Below are 16,136 nucleotides of genomic sequence, written 5' to 3'. Positions count from 1 at the left end.
GGACATGGAACCGCCCCCGTCCACGGACGGGGGAGACCGTGGGCGGGGGCGGAGTCGGTGGCGGGGTGTCAGCCCATGTGCGGGTAGCCGTAGTCGGTCGGCGCGACCAGCGTCTCCTTGATGGCGCGGGTCAGCGTCCAGCGCATCAGGTTCTGCGGGGCGCCGGCCTTGTCGTTGGTGCCCGAGGCACGGCCGCCGCCGAAGGGCTGCTGGCCGACGACGGCGCCGGTCGACTTGTCGTTGATGTAGAAGTTGCCCGCCGCGTAGCGGAGCTTCTCCATCGTGTGGGCGGTCGCCGCGCGGTCGCCGGAGATGACCGCGCCGGTGAGCGCGTAGTCGGAGGCCGACTCCATCTGGGTCAGCATCTCGTCGTACTTGTCGTCCTCGTAGACGTGCACGGCGAGGAAGGGGCCGAAGTACTCGGTCGTGAAGACCTCGTTCTCCGGGTCGGAGCACTCGACGACGGTCGGGCGCACGAAGTAGCCGACGGAGTCGTCGTACGTGCCGCCCGCGACGATCGTGCAGGTCGGGTCGGCCTTCGCGCGGTCGATGGCCGCCTTGTTCTTGGCGAAGGACCGCTCGTCGATGACCGCGCCGACGAAGTTCGACAGGTCGGTGACGTCACCCATGGTCAGGTAGTCGACCTCGGCCGCGAACTCCTCCTTGAAACCGGAGTTCCAGATGGAGGCCGGGATGTAGGCGCGGGAGCTCGCCGAGCACTTCTGGCCCTGGTACTCGAAGGAACCGCGGGTCAGGGCGGTCTTGAGGACCGCGCGGTCGGCCGACGGGTGGGCGACCACGAAGTCCTTGCCACCGGTCTCACCGACGAGACGCGGGTACGCGCGGTACTTCTCGATGTTGTTGCCGACCGTCTTCCACAGGTACTGGAAGGTCTTGGTCGAGCCGGTGAAGTGGATGCCCGCGAGGTCGCGGTGCTCCAGGGCGATCTCGGAGACCGCGATGCCGTCACCGGTGACGAGGTTGATGACGCCCTTGGGCAGGCCCGCCTCCTCCAGGAGCTGCATCAGCAGCACGGCGGCGTGGGTCTGCGTCGGGGACGGCTTCCAGACGACGACGTTACCCATGAGCGCCGGAGCGGTGGGCAGGTTGCCGGCGATCGCCGTGAAGTTGAAGGGCGTGATCGCGTAGACGAAGCCCTCCAGCGGGCGGTGGTCCATGCGGTTCCACACACCCGGGGAGTTCGCCGGCGGCTGCTCGGCGAGGATCTGGCGGGCGTAGTGGACGTTGAAGCGCCAGAAGTCGACGAGCTCGCAGGGGGTGTCGATCTCGGCCTGCTGGGCGGTCTTCGACTGGCCGAGCATGGTGGACGCGGCCAGCGTCTCGCGCCAGGGACCCGAGAGCAGCTCGGCGGCGCGCAGGATGATCGCGGCACGGTCGTCGAAGGACATCGCGCGCCAGGCCGGGGCGGCGGCGAGGGCGGCGTCGATCGCGTCCTGGGCGTCCTGCCGGGTGGCGTGCGCGCCGGTGCCGATGACGGACTTGTGGTTGTGCGGCTGCACGACCTCGAAGCGCTCACCGCCGCCGAGCCGCTTCTCGCCGCCGATGGTCATCGACAGCTCGATCGGGTTCTCGGCCAGCTCCTTGAGCTTGGCCTCCAGCCGGGCACGCTCGGGCGAGCCGGGGGCGTAGCCGTGCACCGGCTCGTTGACGGGGGTGGGGACCTGGGTCACAGCGTCCATGAGTTCCGTAACTCCTTGAGTCGGGCGGGTGTTTCGGTGTCGAGCGGTGGGGCTCGGGCCGGTGCTCAGCCCTTGGTGAGGATCGAACGCGCGAAGAACAGCAGGTTCGCCGGCTTCTCCGCGAGACGCCGCATGCTGCGCCTCCCCGGGGGACAACCCCCGGACCCCCGGCCGATGGTCCGTACGGCCGTCATCCGTCAGCCCTTGGTGAGGATCGAACGCGCGAAGAACAGCAGGTTCGCCGGCTTCTCCGCGAGACGCCGCATGAAGTAGCCGTACCAGTCGGTGCCGTACGCCGTGTAGACGCGCATGCGGTGGCCCTCGGCGGCGAGCCGCAGGTGCTCGTCGCTGCGGATTCCGTACAGCATCTGGAACTCGTACTCGTCCAGTTTGCGCCCTGCCCTGCGGGCGAGCTCCTGCGCGATGGAGATGATCCGCGGGTCGTGGGACCCGATCATCGGGTAGCCCTCGCCCTCCATCAGGATCTTCAGGATGCGGACGTACGCCTTGTCGGTCTCGGCCTTCTGCTGGTAGGCGACCTCCGCGGGCTCCTTGTAGGCGCCCTTCACCACACGGACGCGGCTGCCGCTCTCGGCGAGGCGGCGGGCGTCGGACTCGGTGCGGAACAGGTAGGCCTGGATCACACAGCCGGTCTGCGGGAAGTCCTTCCGCAGTTCCTCGTGGATGGCGAACATCGAGTCGAGGGTGGTGTGGTCCTCGGCGTCCAGCGTGACCGTGGTGCCGATGGCGGCGGCGGCCTCGACGACCGGGCGGACGTTGGCGAGAGCCAGCTCGTGGCCGCCCTCCAGCGCCTGGCCGAACATGGAGAGCTTGACGGACATCTCGGCACGGGTGCCGAGGTCCAGCTCCTTCAGGTGGTCGACGAGCGCCAGGTAGGCGTCCCGGGCGGCGGCGGCCTGCTCGGGCGTCGTGATGTCCTCACCGACGACGTCCATGGTGAGTTCCAGGCCCTTGGCCGTCAGGTCCTTGATGATCGGGACGACCTGGTCGACGGTCTCACCCGGGATGAAACGGTCGACGACCGGCTTGGTCACCGGGGCGGCCGAGATCAGACGGCGCATCTTGTCGCTGCGCGAAGCGGCGAGAATCACGGGACCCAGCACGGGGCACCTCCACAACAAGGCCAGCAGGAGGCCGAATCCCGACGATTCGGGTACGGCACGGAGAACCACCGTGAAACCTAGGGATCTCTTCGATCCTGGGCCATCGACACCTGTCACGCATCCGTTCCCCGGATCTCAGACAAATGTATGAAGGGCTCGCTGAAATGCGGGAGAATGCCCGGGTGAGCGGTGAATACAGAGGCGACTACCAAGAGCTGGTCGACGAGATCTCGGCGCTCCTCGGCGTGCCCGCGACGCTGGAGAACCGCGATTTCGAGCTGATCGCCTTCGGCGCGTACGACAGTGAGGGCGACCTCGACCCGTCGGCGCTCGACCCGGTGCGCACGCGCTCGATCCTCACGCGCCGTTCCACCACCACGGTGCGGACCTGGTTCGAGGGGTTCGGCATCACCCGCGCCTCCGGCCCCGTCCGTATCCCGCCCACCCCGGAGGCCGGGGTCTACCGGGGCCGGATCTGTCTGCCGGTACGCCATCGGGGTGTCGTGCTCGGTTACGTCTGGCTGCTCGACGACGACCCGGGACCCACCGAAGCGCAGCTGGCCGCGGCCATGCAGGTGACCTCGCGCATCGGCGCCCTCCTCGCGGACGAGGCGCAGGCGGGCGCCGACCTCACCCGTGAGCTGCGCGCCGTCCTGACCGCCGAGCGCGGCTGGCAGCGCGACATGGCGGTGGCCGAGCTGCGCACCGCGCTCGGGGCGCGCGGCGAGGGTCTGCACACGGTGGTGTGCGTCGCGCCGTGGCCCTCGGCCGATCCGGACGACGCCCCCTCGGCCCGCACGGTGCCCGGCGCGACCGCCCTGTGCACCGTCCCGTGGGGCACCACCGGCCAGAGTCTGGCGCTGCTGGTGCGGCTGCGCTCCGCGGACGTCCTGACGCCGGCGCTGACCGCGGCCAACCGCTTCGTACGGGAGGCGGAGGGCGGACGGGGCGAGGGCGCGGCCGGCGCGGGGCCGGCCGGCGGGGGCGGACGGGCCGCCGCGGGGGTCTCCGGAGCGCGGGTCGGACTCGGCGAGCTGGGTGGCGCCTGGCAGGAGGCCGCCTCCGCGGCGCGCGCCGCGCTGGCCGAACCACGGCTCGGACCGGTCGCCGAATGGGGCGCCATCGGGCCCTACCGCCTACTCACCGCCCTGTCTCCGGAAGCGGCCCACGATCCCGTCGTGCAGGCCCTGTTGGCCCCGGCCCACCGCGAACTCGCGCGCACTGCCGAGGTGTTCCTCGACCTCGCGGGCCAGGCGGGGCGCACGGCGGCCGAGTTGGGCATCCACCGCCAGACCCTCTACTACCGCCTGTCCCGCGTCGAACAGCTCACCGGCCTCGACCTGGACGACGGCGAGGACCGCCTGCTGCTGCACATGGCGCTGAAGGGGGCCAGGCTCTAGCGAGCGGGGGCGGTATCAGGCGCCGGTCAGGAGGTCGCCGACGGCCGCCACGCCCTCGGTGATCGCCCGCTCCCCCACGTCGCCGAAGCCGAGCACCAGCCGGGGCGGTGTGGTCCCGTGACCGGCGCGGCAGTCGCTCATGCCGTACAGGCCGACGGAGCGTGCCCGGGCCGCGGCGACGACGGACCGTTCGTCGGCCGATTCCGCGAGGTGGAGGACCGCGTGGAACCCGGCGGCGAGTCCGGTCAGCCGGACCTCCGGGGCGTGGGCGGCGAGCGCGTCGACCAGGGCCGTACGCCGGGCCGCGTACACGGTGCGCATACGGCGCAGGTGGCGGTCGTGGCGGCCGGACTCGATCAGCCGGGCGAGCGCGAGCTGGTCCAGGGTCGGTGAGCCGCGGTCGGTGAGCCGCTTGGCCTCGGTGACCGGGGCGAGCAGCGCGGGCGGGCAGAGCAGCCACCCGATGCGCAGCGCCGGGGCGAGGGACTTGCTGACTGTGCCGATCGACACGACCCGGTCCGCGGCCAGCCCCTGGAGCGCGCCCACCGGCTCCCGGTCGTAGCGGAACTCGGCGTCGTAGTCGTCCTCGATGACGTACGCGTCCCGGCGCATGGCCCAGTCGATGAGGGCGAGCCGGCGTGCGGGGGCGAGGACGACCCCGGTGGGCCACTGGTGCGCGGGGGTGACGACGACGGCCCGGGCTCCGCTCGCGTCGAGCGCTGTGACGTCGATGCCGTCCTCGTCGACCGGGACGGGCACGGCCGTCAGGCCCGCGGCCCCGGCGGCGGCCGTCACGGTGGCGGGGCCGCCGGGATCCTCGTGGGCGACGACCCGCACCCCGGCGCCGGCCAGGCTGCGCAGAGCCAGCCCGAGCCCCTGCGCGTATCCGGAACAGACGACGATCCGCTCGGGGTCGGCGGCGGCCGCGCGCACCCGGCGCAGATAGCCGGCCAGCACCTCGCGCAGCACCCGGCTCCCGCGCGGATCGCCGTAGTCGAGGTCCGCGGTCGGCATGGCGCGGCCCGCCTCGCGCAGTGCCCGGAGCCAGTCGGCGACCGGGAAGCTGCCCAGGTCGGGGACGCCGTGCCGGAAGTCGGCGATGAGCCGCGGGGCCGCAGGTCGCGCGGCGGCGGGCACGGGCGGGACGTGGGCACCGGCGGCGACCCGGGTGGCGGAGCCGGCCCGGGTCACCAGGTATCCCTCGGACTGGAGCTGGGCGTAGCAGTCCTGCACGAGGCCGCGCGACAGCCCGAGTTCGCGGGCGAGTTCACGGGAGGAGGGGAGGCGTTCGTCCGCGTCGAGACGGCCGGTGCGGATCGCGTCGCGCAGTTGTCGCTCCAGCTGGGCGCGCAGCTGCTCGCCACTGTCCCGGTCGACGGACAGGAGCAGCTCGGGTGACAGACCGGCCCACTGCGGCGGCATGGAATTGGAGCTTACCGGCGGTCCGGCCGGAACCTAGCGTGAAGCCATGACGACGTCTCCGGAGCAGCAACCGCCCCCGCAGAACCCGGTTCCGGCCCCGGCCACTCCCCCGAAGGTCCCGGCCTCCGGGGACGGGACGGCGCGGGTGGCCGGGGCGCCCTCGGCCGAACCCGGCGCCGCCCGGCCGCCGCTGGTCACCCGGCCCCTGCTGCTCCGCTTCGTGAGCATCGTCGGCTCCTCGGTGAGCTTCTTCCTGCTGCTGTCCGTCGTGCCCGCCTACACCACGGCGTCCGGCGCGGGCCCGGCCACCGGCGCGCTGATGCTCTCCACGGTTCTCGGCGAACTGGCCGCTCCGCGCTTCGTCGCCCGCTACGGCTACCGCGTCGCGCTGGTCGCCGGCCTCTGCCTGCTCGGCGCTCCCGCCCTGGTGCTGACGCTCTCGCACTCCCTGGTGTGGATCGTGCTGATCTGCCTGGTCCGCGGTCTGGGGTTCGCGCTCACGCTGGTCGCGGGCGGTGCGCCGACCGCGACGCTGATTCCGGCCGGGCGACGGGGCGAGGGGCTGGCACTGGTGGGCGTGGTCTCCGGGGTGCCGTCGCTGATCGCCCTGCCGCTGGGCGTCTGGCTGGCCGCGCACGTGGGCTTCACCCCGGTCGCCGTGGCGGCGGGCGTCGCCGCGCTGGCCGCCGTCGCGTCGGTGCCGGGTCTGCCCGGCCGGGAGGCCGCGTCGGAGAAGCCGGTGGGGATGGTGGCCGCGCTGCGTACCGGGGCCCTGGCGCGGCCCGCGGTCGTCTTCGCGACGACGGCCCTGGCGGCCGGGATCATCGTCACGTTCCTGCCGCTCGCCGTTCCCGCGGCGTCCTCCGGGATCGTCGCGACCGCCCTCTTCGTACAGCCCGCCGCGTCGACGGCGGCCCGCTGGGCGGCCGGCCGGTTCGGGGACCGGCACGGGCCCGCGCGGCTCGTGGTGCCGGGGCTGCTCCTGTCGGCCTGCGGCATGGTCATCACCGCGTTCACCGCCGACCCGGTCGCCGTCCTCGCGGGAGTCGCCGTCTTCGGCACCGGCTTCGGTGTCGCCCAGAACGCCACGCTGACCCTGATGTACACCCGGGTCCCGGCCTCCGGCTACGGCACCGTCAGCGCGCTGTGGAACCTGGCGTACGACGGGGGGATGGGCGTCGGGGCGGTCGGTTTCGGCACGCTGGCCGGGGCGACCGGTTACCCGGCGGCGTTCGCGGTCACCGGCGTCCTGATGACGGCCGCCCTGATCCCGGCCTTCCGGGACCGGGGAGCGACGGCCGCTCCCCCGCTGCCGGTCCCGCGGACAACCAAGTCCCCTTCACCCACGTCGGACTGACGAACACTCAGCTCCCGGACCGTGCCACCCCGTCCATCACCCGGCGCAGCCCCTCGGTCAGTTCGGCGGCGTCGGTCGCCGAGGCCGGGTCGAAGAGCCACTGCACGCTGAGCCCGTTGAGCAGGACCTGGTAGAAGCCGCCGAGCGAGCGCAGCGTGGCGTCGTCCACGTCGGCCTCCACTCCGCCGGCCAGCATGGGGACGAGTCCGCGGCGGCCCTCGTCGGAGGCCTTCGCCAGGTGTTCGCGGACCGTGGGCAGCCGGTCCGAGTTGGTGATCACCTCGAAGGTGAGCATCCAGATGGGCCGCTCCTTGACGAACGACCGGGTGATGTTCTCCCATGCCTCCTGGAAGCGCTCCAGGGATCCGGGCGCGCTCGCGGTGTCGGTCGTCGCGAACGCGCCGAACGTGTCACCGACGTTGGCGATGAGATCCACGTACGCCGTGGCGAGCAGCGCGTCCTTCGACCCGTAGTGGTAGCCGATGGACGCCAGGTTCGTCCCCGACTCCTTGACGATGTCGCGCGCCGTGGTGCGCACGAAGCCCTTCTCCAGCAGGCAGCGCTTGGCGCCTTCGAGCAGATCCTCACGGTGTCCCATGCCGGCCAGCGTACCGCGATTCAGACAACCGTCCTATACCGACGTCCCAAACGATTGTCTTATACGAACGTACTAGACAAGCGTTTATGACATCCGTACAGTCCCTGCCATGACGAACCCGACGAGCACGACTCCCGTCCCCGGCGCCCCCGGCGCCCTGGCCGGCCGCCGCGAGTGGACCGCCCTCGGCGTACTGATGCTTCCGCTGCTCCTGGTCTCCATGGACGTCTCCGTCCTGTATTTCGCGATCCCCGCGATCAGTGCGGACCTGGAGCCGAGCGGGACCCAGCAGCTCTGGATCTTCGACATCTACGCGTTCGTGCTCGCCGGCCTGCTGATGACGATGGGCTCGCTGGGCGACCGGATAGGGCGCCGCAAGCTGCTGCTGATCGGCGCCGCCGCCTTCGGCACCGCCTCCGCCCTGGCCGCCTACGCGAACAGCGCCGAGACCCTCATCGCCGCCCGCGCGCTCCTCGGAGTCGGCGGCGCGACCCTGATGCCGTCGACCATGGCGATCGTCCGCACGATGTTCAGCGACCCCGGGCAGCGCGCGAAGGCGATCGGACTGTGGTCGGGCGTCATGACCGGCGGTATCGCGCTCGGTTCGGTGATGAGCGGCGTCCTCGTCCAGTACTTCTGGTGGGGCTCGGTCTTCCTGGTCAACCTGCCCGCGATGGTGCTGCTGCTGGTCCTCGGCCCGTTCCTGCTGCCGGAGTCCAGGAACCCCGAGCCCGGCCGTTTCGACCTGGTCAGCGTGCCGCTGTCGATGGCGGCCGTCCTCCCGGTGATCTACGGCATCAAGGAGATCCCCTCCGAGGGCTGGAACGTGCGGTACGTCGTCTCGATCGCCGTCGGACTGCTGTTCACCGCCCTCTTCGTCCACCGGCAGCGCACCGCGCGGTCCCCTCTCATCTCCCCCGCCCTCTTCCGCGGCCGGGGATTCGCGCCCGCTGTCGTCCTCAACCTCGTCTCCTCGTTCGGCATGATGGGCTCGGCCTTCTTCACCACGCAGTACCTCCAGTCCGTGCTGGGCAAGAGCTCCATGTCGGCCGCCCTCTGGTCGCTGCTCCCCACGGTCCTCGTCGGTGTGGCCGCGCCCGTCGCCGCTCAACTGGTCGAGAAGGGCGTGCACCGCGCCCACGTCGTCGCCGGTGGCTTCGCCGTCGCCGCCTGCGGATACGCCCTGCTGGCCCTCGCCGGCAGCGACTCGCTCTGGCTGGTCCTGGCCGGCGCCGGCGTGCTCGCCTCGGGCATCGTCACCGTGATGTCCCAGATGATGGACCTGGCGCTCGGCACCGTCCCGCTCGGCAACTCGGGCTCCGCGGCCTCCCTGCTGGAGACGGGCGCCGAGTTCGGCGGCGCCCTCGGCATGGCCGTCCTCGGCTCCGTCGGCACCGCGGTCTACCGCCACGACATCCCGGCCGGCGCCCCCGCCGCGGCCCACGAGACGCTGGGCGGCGCGCTGGCCGTCGCCGGGCAGCTGCCGGGCGACGCGGGCCGGGCCCTGACCGCCGCCGCACGGGAGGCCTTCACCCACGGCATGCAGGCGGCGGCGGTGTCCGGCGCGGTCCTTCTGCTGGCCGCCGCGCTGCTCGCCGAGGCCACCCTCCGCAAGGTCGCGGCCGGTGCGGCCGGAACCGCGTCCGGGGCGCCGGCACCCGAGCCCCTGGCCACCGAGCAGGCGGCCGGGGAGGTGACCGCCTGACCCCCTCGCGCCGGCTCCGCGCCGGACGCCACCCGCCCGCCGGGCGGGGCCGGAGCACTCCGGCCCCGCCCGGCACCGCGCCGTCCCGGTCCGGGTGCGCGGGAAACCCACCGGGCGTGGTCGGCGGGCGTGCCAGGATGGGCACGTGGCACAGACATTCGGTACGCCGTTCATCGGCCGGGAGGACGAACTCGCCCGGCTCACCAGCGTGCTGGAGCGGGCCGCGGCCGGCGACCCGCGCGCCGTCCTGCTGGCCGGCGACGCGGGAGTGGGCAAGACCCGCACGCTGACGGAGGCCGCCGCGCACGCGTCCGCCGCCGGCATGACCGTCCTGACCGGCCACTGCGTGGACCTCGGTGACGTGGGCCTGCCGTATCTCCCGTTCACGGAGATCCTCGGCGCGGCCGCCGCCGACGACCGGCTCGCCCCGGCCTTCGCCGCGCACCCCGCCGTGGACCGCCTGATCGGCACGGCCTCCGGGACCGGCAGCGCACCCGATCCCGGCAGCCGCCTCCAGCTCTTCGAGGGCATCGCCGGACTCCTCGCGGACCTCGCGGACCTGACCCCGCTCCTGCTGGTCCTCGAAGACCTCCACTGGGCGGACCAGTCCTCCCGCGACCTGCTCCGCTTCCTGCTCAGCCGGGGCGTCCTCCAGCGGCCCTCCCCCGGCGGCCCGCCCCGCCGCCTCGCCGTCTTCGCCTCGTACCGCGCGGACGACCTGCACCGCCGCCACCCCCTGCGGCCGCTGCTCGCCGAGCTGATCCGGCTGCCCGCCGTCGACCGGCTGGAACTGCGGCCGATGGCCGACGCGGACGTGGCGAGGCTCGTGCGCGCGCTGCGCACCGACCCCGTCTCCGACAGCACGGTCCGCCGCATCGTCGACAGCGCCGAGGGAAACGCCTTCTACGCCGAGGAGTTGCTCGCCGCACTGCCCGGCGACGACGCGTCCGGGTCCCCCGCCATGCCCAGCGGCCTGGCGGACGTCCTGCTCATCCGGATCGAGCAGCTCTCCGAGACCGCCCAGCAGGTGCTGCGCACGGCGGCCGTCGCGGGGCGCCGCGTCGGACACGACCTGCTGCGTGACGCCGTACAACTGCCGGAGGAGGAGCTGGAGTCGGCGCTGCGCGAGGCGGTCGGACGCCAGCTGCTGCTGCCCGGCGACGACGCGGCGTACTCGTTCCGGCACGCCCTCACCCGCGAGGCCGTGTACGCGGACCTGCTGCCCGGCGAGCGGGTCCGGCTGCACGGACTGTTCGCCAAACTCCTCGCCGCGGACGGCCGTTCGGCGAAGAGCGCGGCGGAGCGAGCCCACCACTCCCGCGAGAGCCACGACCTCGCCGACGCGCTGACCGCCTCCCTCGAAGCCGCCGACCACGCCCAGCGCGTCGGGGCGCCCGCCGAGGAGCTGCGCCATCTGGAGACCGCGCTCGAACTTTGGGCGGTGGTCGACGCCTCCGCCCGCCCCGAGAGCGGCGACACCGTCACGCTCACGCTGCGCGCCTCGGCCGCCGCCGCCCGCGCCGGTGAACCCCATCGCGCGGTCCAGCTCACCCGCTCCGCGCTGGCCCGGGCCGGCGCCGACACCGACTCCGAACTGGCCGCGCGGGTGCGCTACACCCTCGCGGGCAACCTCATCCGGATCGACAGCCTGAACGACGCGTTCACGTACAGCAGCGAGGCCCTCGCCCTGATCCCGGCCGAACCGCCCTCGCACACCTGGGTGTGGGCGGCGGCGACCCACGTCATGGCCGCCCGGCAGGTGGGACACGAAGAGGACGCGGAGCGGGTCGCCCGGCAGGCGCTGGACATCGCCGAGCGGCTCCGACTGGGCGACGCCCAGGCCGACTTGATGATCTCGCTGGTCGGCATGGAGCCGCACAACCGGCGGACCGCGCAGGGCCGGGACCGGCTGCGCCGGGCCCGCGAGCTGGCCCGCACCGCCGGGAACCTCCCGGTGGAGATGCGCGCCCTGTTCAACCTGGCCATCGGATGCTACGAGTCCGGTGCCCTGGACGAATGCCTGACCTGGATCGGCGACGGCCTGGACCGCGCCCGCCGTGCCGGACTCCTCTCCTCGCCGTACGCCCTGGAACTGCGCTATCTGGAGTCCCTGCTGCTGTACACGCTGGGCCGCTGGGACGAGTGCGTGCGAGCCGCCGCCGAGGACGCCGAACTCCTCCCGTCCGCGGGCGGGTTCGCGACCGGACCCGCGCTGTACGTCGCTCTGGCGCGCGGCGAGCTGGACGCCGCCACCGCCGGGGCGCACGCCCTGCTGGACCGCCCCTTCGACTGGATGGCGACGCTCGTCGCGAGCGTGGTGCTGACCGACGCCGCGGCACTGCGCGGTGACGCCGAGGAGGCCGTCCGCCGGATGAGCGCGTCGGTCGAGGCGCTCACGGACGCCTCCGTCTCCGAGCGGCCCGACGTGGTGGTGCGGCTCGCCGCGCTCACGCTGGCAGCGGTCGCGGACGCGGCGGAGCAGGCCCGCCTGAGCGGTGACCCGGTGGCCGCGAAGCGCTGCGCGGCGACCGCCGCGGACCTGGTGGAACTGGCCCGGAGCACCGCCGCGCGCGGCGAGGACGGCACCGAGCAGGGCCCCGAGGGACTGGCCTGGCTGGCCCGCGCCGAGGCCGAGGGAGTGCGCGCGGCCACCGGTCCGGACGTCGACGTCTGGGACCGGGCCGTGACGGCGTTCGGCTACGGCGATCCGTACGAGCTGGCCCGCTGCCGCAGGAGACTGGCGGAGGCGCTCCTCACCGCCGACCGCCGCGAGGACGCGGCCGAACAGGCCCGCGCGGCCCGGGACACCGCCGTACGCCTGGGCGCGGTACCGCTGCGCGAGGCGGTGGACACCCTGGTCCGGCGCGGCCGCCTCTCCGACGCCCCGGCCGCCGCGGACCGCATCGCCGCGCTGACCGCCCGCGAGAGCGATGTCCTGCGGCTGCTCGGCCGGGGGCGCACCAACCGGCAGATCGGCGAGGAGCTGTTCATCAGCGGCAAGACGGCGAGCGTCCACGTGTCGAACATCCTCGCCAAGCTGGGCGCGGCCAGCCGCACCGAGGCCGTGGCCATCGCCTACCGCGAGGGTCTGATCGAGCCGGAGACGACCGCCTCCACCTGAGGAGTCCGCGCGGTCCGGGTGACCCGGACAACGCGCGAGGGCCGGGTCACCCTCGGGTGACCCGGCCCTCGGCCGCTGGGCGAAAACCCCGGCGGACAGGCCTTGTTCAGGCCTCTTCCGACCTCAGACGAGGTTGACGGACCGCGCCGACGTGGCGCCGATCTCCTCGGCGACCTCGGTCAGCACGTTCTGCGGGACCGTGTCGTCGACGGTGAGGACCGCGAGGGCCTCCCCACCGACGGCCGCGCGGGCGACCTGCATACCGGCGATGTTGATGCCGGACTCACCGAGGATGCGGCCGACGGTGCCGACGACACCGGGACGGTCCTCGTAGCTGAGCACGACCATGTGCTCGGCGAGGGCGAGGTCCACGTCGTACTCGCCGACGGCGACGATCTTCTGGAGGTGCTTGGGGCCGGCGAGCGTGCCGGAGACCGAGACCTCCTGGCCGTCGCTGAGGGTGCCGCGGACGGTGACCACGTTGCGGTGGTCGGGCGACTCGGAGCTGGTGGTCAGACGGACCTCGACGCCGCGCTCCTGCGCGAACAGCGGGGCGTTGACGTAGCTGACGGTCTCGTCGACGACGTCCTCGAACACGCCCTTGAGAGCGGAGAGTTCGAGCACCTTGACGTCGTGCTGGGTGATCTCGCCGTACACCTCGACGTCGAGACGGACCGCGACCTCGCCCGCGAGCGCGGTGAAGATGCGGCCGAGCTTCTCGGCTAGCGGCAGACCGGGCTTGACGTCCTCGGCGATCACGCCGCCCTGGACGTTGACCGCGTCCGGGACGAGCTCACCGGCGAGGGCGAGGCGCACCGAGCGGGCGACGGAGATACCGGCCTTCTCCTGGGCCTCGTCCGTGGAGGCGCCGAGGTGCGGAGTGCAGACGACCTCGTCGAGTTCGAAGAGCGGGGAGTCCGTGCAGGGCTCCTTGGCGTACACGTCGAGGCCGGCGCCGGCGACGCGGCCCTCCTTGAGCGCCGCGTACAGCGCCTCCTCGTCGACGATGCCGCCGCGCGCGGCGTTGACGATGCGCACCGTCGGCTTGACCTTGTGCAGCGCCTCGTCACCGATGAGACCGAGGGTCTCGGGGGTCTTCGGCAGGTGCACGGTGATGAAGTCCGAGACCTCGAGCAGCTCGTCGAGGGTGAGGACCTTCACGCCCATCTGCGCGGCCCGCGCGGGCTGGACGTACGGGTCGTAGGCGACGACCTTCATGCCGAACGCCGACATGCGCTGCGCGACGAGCGCGCCGATGCGGCCGAGGCCGACGACGCCGAGGGTCTTCTCGGCGAGCTCGACGCCGGTGTACTTGCTGCGCTTCCACTCGCCGTTCTTCAGCGCGGTGTTGGCCTGGGGGATGTGGCGCGCGGTGGCGAGCAGGAGGCCGCAGGCCAGCTCGGCGGCGGTCACGATGTTCGAGGTGGGGGCGTTGACGACCATCACGCCGGCCTTGGTGGCGGCGGAGACGTCGACGTTGTCCAGGCCGACGCCGGCTCGTGCGACGACCTTCAGCTTCTTGGCGGCGGCGACTGCCTCGGCGTCGACCTTGGTGGCCGAACGGATCAGGATGGCGTCGACGTCGGCGATGGCGGGCAGCAGCTCGGCGCGGTCGGCGCCGTTCGCGTGCCGGATCTCGAAGTCCGGGCCCAGGGCGTCCACAGTCGCGGGCGACAGCTCTTCAGCGATGAGTACGACAGGTTTCGAGCTCACGTGAGTCCTCACAAGTCCATTGCGGACGGCCGTCCCGACGGCCGCAGGCGGTGGAGGGTTTGTAGCGGCCCCTGGGGCGTGCCTGCACAGGGGGTGGGGTCGCTCGAGCCGCGTGGAAGACGCACGACGCTGTGGGCCTGACGCGTTGGTGATGTGCAGCAGTGTAGTGGCGCCGAAGCGGTCGTCCTGCGCCTCCGCGGAAGGATCACCCGTCCGTGGCTGGACGGGATGGACAACACCGCGGCCCCGGGGGTTACCCGGGGTTCGACGAAGGGGCCGGAGCGTGCCGCCCCGGCCCCTCGTCGGACGGCTTACGCCTCGTCGTCGTTCACCCACGACATGAGCTTGCGCAGCTCCTTGCCGGTGGTCTCCAGGAGGCTCTTCTCGTCCTGGCTCTTGTACTCGTTGTACTTCTTCAGACCCGAGTGGTACTCGTCCATCCAGTTCTTGGCGAACGTGCCGTCCTGGATCTCGGCGAGGATCTGCTTCATCTCGGCCTTGGTGGCGTCCGTGATGATGCGGGGGCCGGTGATGTAGTCGCCCCACTCGGCGGTCTCGGAGACCGACCAGCGCATCTTCTCCAGGCCGCCCTCGTACATGAGGTCGACGATGAGCTTCAGCTCGTGGAGGCACTCGAAGTACGCGATCTCCGGCTGGTAGCCGGCCTCGGTCAGCGTCTCGAAACCGGCCTTGACCAGGGCGGCGGTGCCACCACAGAGGACGGCCTGCTCACCGAACAGGTCGGTCTCGGTCTCCTCGGTGAAGGTCGTCTTGATGACGCCGGCGCGGGTGCCGCCGATGCCCTTGGCGTACGAGAGGGCGAGCTCGAAGCCGTTGCCGGTCGCGTCCTGCTCGACGGCCGCGATGCAGGGGACGCCGCGACCCTCCTCGTACTGACGGCGCACGAGGTGGCCCGGGCCCTTGGGGGCGACCATGCAGACGTCGATGCCGGCCGGCGGCTTGATGAAGCCGTAGCGGATGTTCAGGCCGTGGCCGAAGAACAGCGCGTCGCCGTCCTTGAGGTTGTCCTTGATGGACTCCTCGTAGACCTGGGCCTGGATCGGGTCCGGCACCAGGATCATGATGACGTCGGCCTCGGTGGCGGCCTCCGACGGCGTCACCACGCGCAGGCCCTGTTCCTCGGCCTTCGCCTTGGACTTGGAGCCCTCGTGCAGACCGACGCGGACGTCGACACCCGAGTCGCGCAGCGACAGCGCGTGGGCGTGGCCCTGGCTGCCGTAGCCGATGACCGCGACCTTGCGGCCCTGGATGATGGACAGGTCGGCGTCGTCGTCGTAGAACAGCTCGGCCACTGGGGTTCTCCTTGTTATCCGGTATTGCCGGTGTTGCGTCCCACCGTACGGCGGGCTGGGGAAGGGAAGTTCTCGGGTCTCGGTATACGGGCGGGCCGCGGGTGCCGCCCGCCCGTGTACCGGTGTCGTCCGTCGGTGCTCAGGCCGAACGGTCGAGCGCGCGCAGCGACCGGTCGGTGATCGAACGCGATCCGCGTCCGATCGCGATGGTGCCGGACTGGACGAGCTCCTTGATGCCGAAGGGCTCCAGCATCTTGAGCATGGCCTCCAGCTTGTCGGCGCCTCCGGTGGCCTCGATGGTGACGGCCTCCGGGGAGACGTCGACGGTCTTGGCGCGGAACAGCTGGACGATCTCGACGATCTGGGAGCGCGTCTCGTTGTCGGCGCGCACCTTCACCAGAACGAGTTCGCGCTGAACGGCGGCGCCGGGCTCCAGCTCGACGATCTTCAGGACGTTGACGAGCTTGTTGAGCTGCTTGGTGACCTGTTCGAGCGGGAGTGCCTCGATCACGTTCACCACGATGGTGATGCGGGAGATCTCGGGGTGCTCGGTGACACCGACGGCGAGGGAGTCGATGTTGAAGCCGCGCCGGGAGAACAGGGCGGTGATCCGGGCGAGGACACCGGGCTTGTTCTCGACGAGGACGGAGAGGGTGTGCTTGCTCATGGTTCTGACTCGGCTC

Annotated in this window: 11 protein-coding genes; 4 read left to right on the top strand and 7 right to left on the bottom strand. The window is 72.2% G+C overall.

The genetic code is table 11. The annotated features are described in order from the left end of the window. Positions 1 to 68: 68 nt before the first annotated feature. The gene (pruA, locus tag ABZT74_RS15920; RefSeq protein ID WP_356169633.1) at positions 69 to 1,700 is read right to left on the bottom strand and encodes an L-glutamate gamma-semialdehyde dehydrogenase; all 1,632 of its coding nucleotides are present in this window, start codon (positions 1,698 to 1,700) and stop codon (positions 69 to 71) included. 197 nt (positions 1,701 to 1,897) lie between these two features. Further along, complete coding sequence (locus ABZT74_RS15915) at positions 1,898 to 2,824, bottom strand: proline dehydrogenase family protein (RefSeq protein ID WP_355867688.1); 927 nt, start codon at positions 2,822 to 2,824, stop codon at positions 1,898 to 1,900. 164 nt (positions 2,825 to 2,988) lie between these two features. On the opposite strand from ABZT74_RS15915, the gene ABZT74_RS15910 reads away from it, so the two are divergent. Further along, entirely contained in the window at positions 2,989 to 4,224 is a 1,236-nt protein-coding gene (locus ABZT74_RS15910) for a helix-turn-helix domain-containing protein (RefSeq protein ID WP_356169630.1), read from the top strand. A 15-nt stretch (positions 4,225 to 4,239) separates the two neighbouring features. Here the strand turns inward: ABZT74_RS15910 and ABZT74_RS15905 are convergent, their stop codons facing one another. Beyond that, positions 4,240 to 5,646 (bottom strand): PLP-dependent aminotransferase family protein, encoded by a 1,407-nt coding sequence (locus ABZT74_RS15905; protein WP_356169627.1) that lies wholly within the window; start codon positions 5,644 to 5,646, stop codon positions 4,240 to 4,242. 46 nt (positions 5,647 to 5,692) lie between these two features. Here ABZT74_RS15905 and ABZT74_RS15900 point away from each other — a divergent pair, with 46 nt between their 5' ends. Then, positions 5,693 to 7,003, top strand: coding sequence for an MFS transporter (locus tag ABZT74_RS15900; RefSeq protein ID WP_356435442.1), 1,311 nt, complete (start codon positions 5,693 to 5,695; stop codon positions 7,001 to 7,003). A 7-nt stretch (positions 7,004 to 7,010) separates the two neighbouring features. Here the strand turns inward: ABZT74_RS15900 and ABZT74_RS15895 are convergent, their stop codons facing one another. Then, on the bottom strand, positions 7,011 to 7,601 hold the full coding sequence (locus ABZT74_RS15895; protein ID WP_356435439.1) for a TetR/AcrR family transcriptional regulator: 591 nt from the start codon (positions 7,599 to 7,601) through the stop codon (positions 7,011 to 7,013). A gap of 109 nt (positions 7,602 to 7,710) precedes the next feature. On the opposite strand from ABZT74_RS15895, the gene ABZT74_RS15890 reads away from it, so the two are divergent. After that, positions 7,711 to 9,306, top strand: coding sequence for an MFS transporter (locus ABZT74_RS15890; RefSeq protein ID WP_356435436.1), 1,596 nt, complete (start codon positions 7,711 to 7,713; stop codon positions 9,304 to 9,306). A 145-nt stretch (positions 9,307 to 9,451) separates the two neighbouring features. After that, on the top strand, positions 9,452 to 12,427 hold the full coding sequence (locus ABZT74_RS15885; protein WP_356435433.1) for an AAA family ATPase: 2,976 nt from the start codon (positions 9,452 to 9,454) through the stop codon (positions 12,425 to 12,427). 123 nt (positions 12,428 to 12,550) lie between these two features. On the opposite strand, the gene serA is transcribed toward ABZT74_RS15885, so the two are convergent. The 3 genes from serA to ilvN all read right to left on the bottom strand — a co-directional run bounded on the left by serA (position 12,551) and on the right by ilvN (position 16,120). Continuing rightward, positions 12,551 to 14,140, bottom strand: a complete 1,590-nt coding sequence (gene serA / locus ABZT74_RS15880; RefSeq protein WP_355867668.1) for a phosphoglycerate dehydrogenase — start codon at positions 14,138 to 14,140, stop codon at positions 12,551 to 12,553. 311 nt (positions 14,141 to 14,451) lie between these two features. Further along, positions 14,452 to 15,453 (bottom strand): ketol-acid reductoisomerase, encoded by a 1,002-nt coding sequence (gene ilvC, locus ABZT74_RS15875; RefSeq protein WP_355867665.1) that lies wholly within the window; start codon positions 15,451 to 15,453, stop codon positions 14,452 to 14,454. A 139-nt stretch (positions 15,454 to 15,592) separates the two neighbouring features. Beyond that, positions 15,593 to 16,120: an acetolactate synthase small subunit gene (gene ilvN, locus ABZT74_RS15870; protein WP_355867662.1), complete on the bottom strand. Its 528-nt coding sequence runs from the start codon at positions 16,118 to 16,120 to the stop codon at positions 15,593 to 15,595. Between the last annotated feature and the right edge of the window lie 16 nt (positions 16,121 to 16,136).

Origin of the sequence: Streptomyces sp. NPDC005302 (assembly GCF_040607345.1) — a bacterium.
GTDB lineage: Bacteria > Actinomycetota > Actinomycetes > Streptomycetales > Streptomycetaceae > Streptomyces.
This window is presented reverse-complemented; position numbering and strand designations above follow the sequence as displayed.

Coding starts and splice junctions, on each gene's coding strand:
- ilvN (WP_355867662.1), bottom strand. CDS start 16,120: ATGAGCAAGCACACCCTCTCCGTCCTCGTCGAGAACAAGCCCGGTGTC.
- ABZT74_RS15905 (WP_356169627.1), bottom strand. CDS start 5,646: ATGCCGCCGCAGTGGGCCGGTCTGTCACCCGAGCTGCTCCTGTCCGTC.
- ABZT74_RS15910 (WP_356169630.1), top strand. CDS start 2,989: ATGCGGGAGAATGCCCGGGTGAGCGGTGAATACAGAGGCGACTACCAA.
- ABZT74_RS15895 (WP_356435439.1), bottom strand. CDS start 7,601: ATGGGACACCGTGAGGATCTGCTCGAAGGCGCCAAGCGCTGCCTGCTG.
- ABZT74_RS15890 (WP_356435436.1), top strand. CDS start 7,711: ATGACGAACCCGACGAGCACGACTCCCGTCCCCGGCGCCCCCGGCGCC.
- pruA (WP_356169633.1), bottom strand. CDS start 1,700: ATGGACGCTGTGACCCAGGTCCCCACCCCCGTCAACGAGCCGGTGCAC.
- ABZT74_RS15900 (WP_356435442.1), top strand. CDS start 5,693: ATGACGACGTCTCCGGAGCAGCAACCGCCCCCGCAGAACCCGGTTCCG.